At 42.7% G+C, this 2,123-nt stretch carries 3 protein-coding genes; all 3 read right to left on the bottom strand.

Annotation, left to right across the window (positions count from 1 at the left end):
- A partial coding sequence (locus tag EGD97_RS12175) for a glycoside hydrolase family 66 protein (protein WP_228202038.1) occupies positions 1-548 on the bottom strand: 548 nt, incomplete at its 3' end.
- 60 nt (positions 549-608) lie between these two features.
- Entirely contained in the window at positions 609-1,502 is an 894-nt protein-coding gene (locus EGD97_RS12180) for a carbohydrate ABC transporter permease (protein WP_127837553.1), read from the bottom strand.
- Between the two features lie 11 nt (positions 1,503-1,513).
- The coding region (locus tag EGD97_RS12185) for an ABC transporter permease subunit (protein ID WP_164850222.1) at positions 1,514-2,123 on the bottom strand (610 nt) is incomplete at its 5' end.

The raw sequence follows: 2,123 nt of genomic DNA on the forward strand, positions 1-2,123 counted from the left end.
CAATCCTTCCATACCCCAGGGTTCTCTGCCGTAATGCCCTCTGCCAGGGGTTGATGGTGCAAAAAGTGCCAGTCATAGTATTCAATACCGTTGATGTGGTACCGGTTCATCTTCTCTATTTTGCCACTTGTATCTACTTTGTCTCCAAAGTCAGCTAAGTAGCCATAACGGGGAAACTTTACCCAAGTTGAAGATACGTCTACACCGATGGTATCGGATACTGCGAAATCGCCACGGTTGTTGCCCAAACCAATTTCTACTAAATAGCCTGTAAAGTCCCTTTCAGGAGTTGTCCACTGATATCCAGCATAAATCTCCTCACCGGCCTTAAGATTAAGGTTCCCTATTGTATCTTCATATATTACCTCTTCCAAATGGGTAACCTTTAAAAGCACATTTAGATTTTCTCTTGCTGTTTCAGAAGTATTTTTAACCACATATTGAATTTTTACTCCATCCTGAGGTGAATACATAGCCTTGTCCGTTCCTCTTATATCAAGCTCTAGACCGGTTAAGTCATCCTGAGCACTTGCTTTTTTAATTATCATAGTTCCTCCAAATACCAATAATAATATAACGCAACAAAATATGATAACTTTCTTCATAAACTACTCCTTTACCGAACCCATTACAATACCGGTAATCAAGTATTTCTGCAGGATTGGATAAATCATAAGCAGTGGAATTACTGCCACCACAATCTTTGCAGCATTTAGGTTCTTATTTGATAGTTCTGTGATATTGCCTAAGGAGTTGCTGCTGAGGCCTGACTTTAGCATGGCCTGTATGTCTACGGTCAAGGACTGGATATAGGTCATAATTGGATAATTTACAGGCTTTTGAATGTATATCAGGCCGCTGAAAAAGTCATTCCAACTTCCTACTATGCTGAACAGGGCAATAGTAGCCAAGCAGGGTTTGGCACAGGGCACCAGTACTCTTAAGAGTACCTGAAAGGGTCCTGCCCCATCGATAATGGCCGCTTCCTCCAAGGACTTGGGGATGCCCAGGAAGAAGTTCATAAGCAAAATTACATTAAATATGGGCAGGGCACCGGGTAAAATCAAGGCCCAAATACTGTTCAACAAGCCCAGATTTTTTACCAATATATAAGTGGGAATCATACCGCCGTTAAATAACATGGCAAAAATCAATAGGTTCATATAGATATTTCTGCCCCGGAACTCATGCTTGTTTTTGGTAAGTGGATAGGCCATCAATACAATCAATACCATGTTAATGGCTAATGCAAGGACAACCCTTTCCACGGAGATCAAAAAAGACCTCCAAAACTGCTTATCCTCCAGAATCTTGGTGTAGGCTGCCAGAGTAAAGTCAACAGGCTTGAGCCCAACTTTGTTTGCCGTTACTGCTGCACTGCCGCTGAAGGAGATGGCCACAATATTCCACAGGGGAAGAAGGCAGGCCAGGCCTAATAGTGCAACTATGGTATAAATAATCGCCACCCTTAATCTGGATTTGAAGTTCTTATTTTCTATCATGGTCTTCCCTCCTAGAATATCTTTCTGTCAGTGAATTTCTTTGTAAGTCCATTGGCAGTCATAATCAATATCATGCCCACTATGGACCTGCACAAGCCTACTGCTGAACCAAAGCTGTACTGGCGGCCTACAAGACCAATCCTATAGACATAGGTATCCAGCACATCACCGGTTTCATAGACTATAGGTGAGTACAAGTTATAAATCTGATCAAAGCCGGCACTTAAGATACTTGTTAAGCTCATGGCTCCCATGAGGAGAATTATGGGCATCATACCCGGTATGGTTACATTCCATACCCGCTTCCACCAGGAGGCTCCATCAATGGCCGCCGCCTCATGGAGGCCGGGATCAATGGCAGTGATGGCTGCCAAGTAAACTACGGAGTTGTAACCAAACTCCTTCCATACGTCTGTACCGATAATTAGGGACTGGAAGGTCTTATTGCTGCCAAGGAAGTTTATCTTCTCCAAACCTAGGGAGGTTAAGATCTGATTCACAGACCCGTCCAAATTGAACATGTTAACTATTACTGAGGACAATACAACCCAAGAAAGAAAATGAGGAAGGTACACTACGGTCTGTACGGTCCTTTTGAAAAACTTCAGTCGTATCTCATTT

It is taken from the genome of Clostridium prolinivorans (assembly GCF_004011155.1).
Taxonomy (GTDB): Bacteria; Bacillota; Clostridia; order Clostridiales; family Clostridiaceae; genus Clostridium_AT; species Clostridium_AT prolinivorans.

Coding starts and splice junctions, on each gene's coding strand:
- EGD97_RS12180 (WP_127837553.1), bottom strand. CDS start 1,502: ATGATAGAAAATAAGAACTTCAAATCCAGATTAAGGGTGGCGATTATT.